At 40.9% G+C, this 6,854-nt stretch carries 11 protein-coding genes and 1 tRNA gene; 5 read left to right on the top strand and 7 right to left on the bottom strand.

The annotated features are described in order from the left end of the window. The coding region (locus tag NUV69_05660) for a VTT domain-containing protein (GenBank protein ID MCR4325139.1) at window positions 1-614 on the bottom strand (614 nt) is incomplete at its 3' end. A 139-nt stretch (window positions 615-753) separates the two neighbouring features. Continuing rightward, window positions 754-1,725: a pantetheine-phosphate adenylyltransferase gene (locus NUV69_05655; protein ID MCR4325138.1), complete on the bottom strand. Its 972-nt coding sequence runs from the start codon at window positions 1,723-1,725 to the stop codon at window positions 754-756. Between the two features lie 156 nt (window positions 1,726-1,881). Here NUV69_05655 and NUV69_05650 point away from each other — a divergent pair, with 156 nt between their 5' ends. The 3 genes from NUV69_05650 to NUV69_05640 all read left to right on the top strand — a co-directional run bounded on the left by NUV69_05650 (window position 1,882) and on the right by NUV69_05640 (window position 3,586). Then, window positions 1,882-2,364: a hypothetical protein gene (locus NUV69_05650; GenBank protein MCR4325137.1), complete on the top strand. Its 483-nt coding sequence runs from the start codon at window positions 1,882-1,884 to the stop codon at window positions 2,362-2,364. Window positions 2,365-2,389: 25 nt separating this feature from the next. Further along, a complete protein-coding gene (locus NUV69_05645) occupies window positions 2,390-2,917 on the top strand; it encodes a hypothetical protein (protein ID MCR4325136.1) in 528 nt (175 codons plus the stop codon). 105 nt (window positions 2,918-3,022) lie between these two features. Next, window positions 3,023-3,586 (top strand): hypothetical protein, encoded by a 564-nt coding sequence (locus NUV69_05640; GenBank protein ID MCR4325135.1) that lies wholly within the window; start codon window positions 3,023-3,025, stop codon window positions 3,584-3,586. 5 nt (window positions 3,587-3,591) lie between these two features. Here NUV69_05640 and NUV69_05635 read toward each other — a convergent pair whose 3' ends face one another. From NUV69_05635 to NUV69_05625, 3 genes are read right to left on the bottom strand one after another with little or no spacing between them, the layout of a single operon-like run. Beyond that, the gene (locus tag NUV69_05635; GenBank protein MCR4325134.1) at window positions 3,592-4,185 is read right to left on the bottom strand and encodes an HD domain-containing protein; all 594 of its coding nucleotides are present in this window, start codon (window positions 4,183-4,185) and stop codon (window positions 3,592-3,594) included. Window positions 4,186-4,197: 12 nt separating this feature from the next. Then, a complete protein-coding gene (locus NUV69_05630; GenBank protein ID MCR4325133.1) occupies window positions 4,198-4,587 on the bottom strand; it encodes a hypothetical protein in 390 nt (129 codons plus the stop codon). A 38-nt stretch (window positions 4,588-4,625) separates the two neighbouring features. After that, window positions 4,626-4,841: a hypothetical protein gene (locus NUV69_05625; protein ID MCR4325132.1), complete on the bottom strand. Its 216-nt coding sequence runs from the start codon at window positions 4,839-4,841 to the stop codon at window positions 4,626-4,628. A 101-nt stretch (window positions 4,842-4,942) separates the two neighbouring features. Here NUV69_05625 and NUV69_05620 point away from each other — a divergent pair, with 101 nt between their 5' ends. Beyond that, window positions 4,943-5,596 carry a hypothetical protein gene (locus NUV69_05620; GenBank protein ID MCR4325131.1) on the top strand — a complete coding sequence of 218 codons (654 nt, stop codon included), beginning with the start codon at window positions 4,943-4,945 and terminating at the stop codon, window positions 5,594-5,596. 74 nt (window positions 5,597-5,670) lie between these two features. On the opposite strand, the gene NUV69_05615 is transcribed toward NUV69_05620, so the two are convergent. Further along, on the bottom strand, window positions 5,671-5,919 hold the full coding sequence (locus tag NUV69_05615) for a GIY-YIG nuclease family protein (protein ID MCR4325130.1): 249 nt from the start codon (window positions 5,917-5,919) through the stop codon (window positions 5,671-5,673). A gap of 19 nt (window positions 5,920-5,938) precedes the next feature. Beyond that, the gene (locus NUV69_05610) at window positions 5,939-6,652 is read right to left on the bottom strand and encodes a hypothetical protein (GenBank protein ID MCR4325129.1); all 714 of its coding nucleotides are present in this window, start codon (window positions 6,650-6,652) and stop codon (window positions 5,939-5,941) included. A 130-nt stretch (window positions 6,653-6,782) separates the two neighbouring features. On the opposite strand from NUV69_05610, the gene NUV69_05605 reads away from it, so the two are divergent. Next, a tRNA-Gln gene (locus NUV69_05605) sits at window positions 6,783-6,853 on the top strand. Window position 6,854: the final 1 nt, after the last annotated feature.

The following is a 6,854-nucleotide window of genomic DNA, read 5'->3' as shown; positions in this document are numbered from 1 at the left end:
AGCTTGTCCTCGTTCCTTCGCTCAAGAAGAATATGCAGCGCGGTTGGGGCAACAGAAATAAGGACGATAACGACTATGATTGGCAGCAGGTATCTGTCGATACTTGGAATCGCACTGCCTAAAAAGTAGCCCGCGAATGGAATAAGAACTGCCCACAAAAATCCACCTAACAAGTTGTAGACTAGGAATCTTTTGTAAGGCATATCGCCCATCCCAGCGACGATCGGTGCAAAAGTTCGCACGATCGGTAGGAATCTTGCGATTGTAACTGTCTTCCCTCCATGTTTGTCGTAGAATTCTTTGGCGCGGATCAAGTTCTTTTTATGAAAGAAAAAGTTGTCTTCTTTTTGAAAGAGCCTTTTTCCTACTCTATGACCGAAAGCGTATCCCACGCTGTCGCCCAGCACTGCTGCGATGAATGTCATTGGTGCCAAAAGCCAAATATTAAAAAATCCTTGGGAAGCTAAAAATCCAGCTGTGAAGAGCAAGCTGTCGCCGGGGAGTATTGCGCCGACTAAAAGACCGGATTCGGCAAAGATGATCGCGAAAATACCAAGGTAACCGACAGATTCGATGATTTTTACCAGATCTATATTTAGTAGGGATTCGAGCATTTTCTTATTTTTTAAATACTACCTTAAAATTAAGATAGTAAAGGTATTTGAAAACTATCAGGAAACTTCCTTAACGCTTAAAATCTGCAAAGCAGATAAATTATTTAAGTTAAGTTTGGCTGATATATTCTAACCTGATTTACGCTAAATTCAAAAGGGTGCAAAGATTTTCTTTTGCAACTTCGTCGACGTAGACTTTGACTAAGCCGACATTCGGCTGGCCGTAATAAACTGTTGTTCCAAGTCTTGCAAGAAGAACGACAGGGATTACAGCAAGATCGTCCTCGCCGTTAACGAGGATTACCTGACCGTTGTTTTTGCTTTTAAGCGCGTTTTCAATTTCCTGCGAAAGGCTTGCTGATATTTGGCCTGCTTCGTTATTAACGATCACATCCGGGTTTGGGTGTATAAAGCCTAGTTGGTTTAAACTTTGGTAAACAATCTTCCTTTGAACTTTAAAATCGATAACCGAGAGCTTTGGAAGTATTTTGGTCTTAAGTAGGCTTGCAACTGTCGCGTCACCGACTGCAATTGTTGGGCCTTCCGATTTTGTAAGACTCTTGGTAATTTTTCCGAAAGGTTTTTTAAGTTTCTGCCTGGTAGTTTCACTCAGCCGTTTGTTTAGGACTTTGGCGAGCAAATTTTTATAAACTTTGCCTCCCCTATTAATTTCTCCGGCCTTGATTCTAGTTGATGAAATTGGTTTTTTATCAGCGGCCAAGATGATTGGCGTGACGATTAAGGGTAGTTTTTTGAGCTTTTTTGCTTTTCTTTCCTTGTTTATTTCGCCTGCATTTTTTAGTCTCTCTTTAGAGGTGACAAGAACGTCGAATGTTTTATCCTTTATGGTCGGGCCATAGATGTCGGTGATAGTCACTATTTTTGCTTGCTTTGTGAACTTGTTGTCGCTTATAAATTTGCGGACGTTTTGAAGCCTTTCACTTTCACTTTGGAAAGTAATCTTGTCGACCCTTTTATTCATCGAGTCGGAAGTGACTCCGATTGTTACCTTCTCTCCCGCTTTAAAAGCGGCCAAAAGAAGAGTTTCGTGGCCTTTGTGCAGAAGATCGAATGTTCCGCCAACTGCCGCGTGCTTATATTTGTAAGCCATATAACTTGAGATTGTAGCAAATTAGAGATGCAGAGATGCAGATATACGGAAAATAAGAGGATTTAAAGTGGCACCTTGATTCATTGAGAGGTGCCCTACCTTAAACAGAGTTTTAATTGAAAACTAGGCTAGAAAGTGCTATCTTACGAAGCTTAAATGGAAAGAAAATATTTGCGCAGATTTGCATATGCAACAGGGCTTGGTTCAGTGTTTGCCGCGGTACTTATTGGTGGTGGTAGGGTTGTAAACGAGGATCACTTTGCTCAATTCCACGCTGATCGTATATTAAGGTCTCTTTCTAATGATTCAAGCGAATCGAAAGAATCCCCATCATTCTTTACTAAGGTTTTGTTTATAGAAGATTCACTCAGCAAAGTGGAAGGAACAATGTTACACGACGACGAAAATTATCGTGGCTATGGTTTTAGATTTAACGACAAAACTTACCTTATTCTTCACGAAAAAGACCCTAATGCTCTTAAGGACAGCAGAATCGTTTCTGTTTTTGATGAAAAGGCAAAAAGTGGTGCAGTCTATAAGGTGTACACTGACCATATTCTAAAGGACAATGTGCAATTATCTATGGAAGACGCAGAAACTCTTTCAAATACAATGGTGTCGGATTACAACGGTTGGTAGACCAGCTCTCGCAGAATAAGTAATTATGAATGTAGAAACTAAACGAGCACAAGAAGCCTTAACCTTTACTGTGGCTGCTGCGGCCCTTAGTGCGGCCGCGTTTTTTGGTCTTAGAGCTGTTTACGAAAATCCTTTAGGGCAAAATCAGAACGGTAGTACTCAGAGGACAGAAAGGAATCAGGGTACTCAAGGGTCTGTGGAGGAAGAGGCGAGAAATTTTCTTCTATATGTTCTTGCAGTCGGAAACTGGCTCGAATCACAAGAAGGAGAGGGCAAACTCGTTCAGGATACGCCAGACGGGCACGGTGTGGGGTTTACTTGGGACGACAAGGTTTTCAGTGTGTATTATTCAAAAGACCCTAAGAAAAAAGAGACTTCCCGAATATTTAGGGTCGTTGATAATAGAACACAAACGATGCGTGTTCATACGGTAGATGTTGGCGGCTATGTTCTGGTCAACGATAATAATAGTTGGAGAGCCTTAAACAGCGGCGAAATTGCGGCTTTATCGGAAGAGCTTGATTCCGCATTGAGAAAGTGGGCCAAACAATAATGAACAAGGAAGTCAGAGATGTTATCGTCTCCGCCGGAGTGTTCTCTGGGGAATTTTTCTTTTTGCCAGTTTGACATTTAATTCCGGTTTTTATATCGTAAAGTTATGTCAAGTTTAGTTGATGATTTGACTGACGCTCTTAGTTCTGTAGTTTCAGGAACAGGAGACGTGGTCGCAACAGTTAGAGATGTAGCTAAAAGCAATGTCGTCAAAACTCTGAGTGTTGGTGGTGACGTTGCTATTTCGTCTTTAGACGTAGCCGGTAACGTTGTGTCAGAAGGCATAACTGTCGCATCTAAAACAGGGGTTTCAATAACTAAAGCAGTAACAGGATTAACAGCAGGAGTAATCGAGGGTGTAAAAGAAGTTGGAGGAGATGTTGAAGCTGCGACCAGAGATGTTTCCAGTGGAGCCGTCAAAGGTGTTTCGCAGGTTGGAGGGGACGTCGGAGAAGCTGCCGTTTCTGCTGTTGAAGGTGCAATTAACGCGGCAGATGATATCGGAATGGGAGCAGAAGAGCTTGCGAAAGACGCTGTAGTTGGAACTTTAAAGGCAGCTGACGAAATTGGATCAGAAGCCGGAGGCATTGTAAGAAAAGCGCTACTAAACGCAGCAGCCTTACCCCACGATGTAATAGACGCGCTTTTAACGGGTAAAACTGATCAATAATCTTCTCACCTTAAGTCTCCTTTTAGTTTTTCGTAATTGTGTTTTACTTCTTCGCGAATTTCATCGAAGAAAATTTTTGTATTAAAATCTCGTTCCAGCTTCTCACTTACCCAAGTACTGAATTCTTCAGGCTGAATGTGATCAGGTAACCCCATTTTTTTAAAGTCATAGTAAAAATTTGTTTGCAGATGTGCTATTGCATCTGCAGTTGCTAGTATTTTTCCCTCTAATAGTGTGGGCAAATTGCCATCTCGGCAAGAGTGAGGTCCAATTATATTTTCGAGAACGTCATTGATCTCTTCGGTTGAGAAATCTGCATTTTTCAGAATCTCCTTTGCTTTTTTCTTTGATCGTGACGTGAATTGAGGATCTTTTCTTTCAAGCCATACGTCACCAAGGTCGTGCAATAAAGCTCCAGCGAAGGATAAATCCGCGTCACCGTTGTATTTGTGCGCCAGCCGAAGACAGTTTTCGCCTACGATCTGGACGTGATGATTCCATAACCATTTTGCTGTTTTTCTTTGTGAGGTTTCGTAGAGGTTTCGAACTTGATCGAAAACAATAGCTTGCCGCTTTGTAAGTTTGGATTTGTCAATCACAATTGAAGTATATCAAGTTGTTAAATACTTCTTTGCGAATTCGTGAGCTTCCTTTTCCTGCTTGTTGATTTCTTTTTTGGTTTGCAAGAACCCAATCGAATTTCGGTGTTTTAGCATAACGTGGCCGATTTCGTGGAGAATCGTGTGGATTATGTCGTGCTCGTGCTGTTTTAGAAGCTCGTCGGAAATAATGATTAGATGTTGACCTTGGATGTCTGAACCGCGAAAGGTGAATGCCCATGCGTTTTCGGGAGAAGAAATAAACCAGACATTCCTTGTAATGTATTTGATCATGGCGTTCGGAAGGTAAAGAAGAGCTTTGGCGACAAGTTTTTTCATGCGTTTATTACCGATGAGCCTGCCTGTAAATGCCTTTTGTATCTTGCTTTCCGTCCAATTCATGGAAAGAGTATACCAGAGGTTTCCGGATAACCCTGAGGTTAATCTCCTAAAAGCTTAGCGAGCTGAAGTGGGTCGTTTGTGTCAACACGATGAGAGCTTACCTCGATTATTGTGCCGTCCCTGTCTATTTCGTAGGCACACGGTTCCAATGCTTTCTGACCGGTACACCCAAAACCTTCCCAATCAAGATCAGAAGAGGTGTCGAAGAGATCTGATCCTGGTTCTTGATAGTTATTCTCAGTTCTTTCGCTCAAACTGTTTACTCCTTATAGGCCACATTAAAGCAAAATTTAAAAGAAAGTCAATTTTTAATAAAAATTGTGCAAAATTAAATAAAGTGTTAAAATTCACAGCCATGATTACGGTTCCACAAGCTGTTGAGAAAATAATTAAGCGCTCGAGGTATCTTTCTGAAGCGCTGTCGAAAGATCTTATAAACGCCTCTTCTTTGGCGAGGTATATAAAGCTGGAGGTCGAAAGTCTTACTTTTAAAGATGTAACCATGTCTTCGATTATTATGGCTATAACGAGGCTACAAAAGACGTTACCTTCTGGTTATCCGCAGATCACTGTTTTTCAAGAGCCTCCGGATATGATTGTGCGTTCTAATCTAACGCTTATTTACGTTAAAAACTCTCCAGGCCTTCTGCAAAAGTTGTCCGTAATAGAGGAATCCAGCAAAGGATTTCAAAAAAAGGCGCTTTTTACTTACGGAAGAGTCGAAACGATTATCTTGACGAATATCGTAAATTTGGAAAGTATAAAGAAAATCTTAAAAAAAGAAGAAACAGTACAAATTTTCTCGAATGTGTCTGCAATTACTATTCATTTGCCAGAAGAAGCAGTTCAAAACCCCGGGATTTTCTATTTCTTTATCAAATCGCTCGCTTGGGAAGGTGTGAATATTTTGGATATTCTTTCGACGCGGACGGAATTAACGCTTGTTTTTGAAACAAAAGACATAAATTCCGCCTTTGCCCTACTCCAATCACTTTTTGTCGAGGTTTAAAAACATCCTTCTTTAAACTTCCAGCCAGTAAAACTCTTGGCTCCTCATGTAGTCGCTTTGTCATGCGACTAATTTTAATCGGACGATATCAACGCTTCTTTTTTAACCTTAGTCCATTTCTTGACTTTAAATTCTCTACTCATTGCGGATTGAATATTGGCAAAAGTTTCAGAATAGACTAAACTCACGGGCTTTTTGGCTCTTAAATATTTTGCCCCTCGCGAAGTACTGGAATTGTGTTCTTTTAACCTCTTTTCAAGATTTGACGTCATCCCACAGTAAAGGGAATTATCGGAACAACGGAGAATGTAGAAGTAGTACATGTCTGAAATAGTAAAGTGCTTACCTTTTTGGATAAACCTTTTTTAAAACACCGTTAACTTGCCCTTTATATAAGGCTATATTGTACTTTTGAGCCAGTAATTCGTCTAGTTTCTTCGGTTGAGGATCTCTTTCCCACAAGTCAACAAATTTTTCAAAATCATCCGTTGGCACTACGCTTTGTTGTGTTTTAAATGCTAGCGAATTCATATCACCGGCAGTAACCCCGACCATGGGTCCATAATGCCCTGTGAGAGCAATATATAAATCTCCCGCAGACAATCTTCCCCTGTTAATTCGAAACCCAAATGGTCTTGTGACCCTTTGAGGATGAGAATGTAAGATTCCAACCAACCCTTCGGCACCTCTTGATCTTGCAAGAGATCTTTGAATTACTATTGCATCTCTAGCGACATGGCTGTTTTTTTCCCACTGCGAAGGGACTTCTGCGACTCTTTCAGAAGGCAAGTACAGCGATCGTTGAGTTAAATTGTAACCAGCTAAACCAACTCTTTCTATATCGTCTTTATTTGTTTTATCTCTCATGGCATTCAATACCCCATGCCATTCGGCATTGAGATCTATTTCTGCAGGGAATGCTGTAATTGGAAGTAAAAACTCTTTACCTCTTGCCTGAGACAAAAGGTATTCCTTGAAAGTGGGGTAATCCCATTCAGTCGGAGGGGTTGGAGATTTTTCGAGTTTAGGTTGGGTCTCAGAGGGTTCAAGTGCCACCAATGTATTATAAGATTAAATTAATTTACAAACAAAGTCTGATAGGAGGGTTAATTCCACACCCAAGTGATAAATTTGATAAAATAACCAAACGATGCGGCAAGTCAAACTTGCCTGCAACGTATGACATTGCGGGATCGTCTAATGGTAGGACAACGGACTTTGGATCCGTTTATCTAGGTTCGAATCCTAGTCCCGCAGC

This window comes from Candidatus Curtissbacteria bacterium, assembly GCA_024654445.1.
Lineage (GTDB): Bacteria > Patescibacteriota > Microgenomatia > Curtissbacterales > GWA2-41-24 > JANLHP01.
Note: the sequence above shows the minus strand (reverse complement) of the source record. Positions and strands in the feature narration are given on the sequence as shown.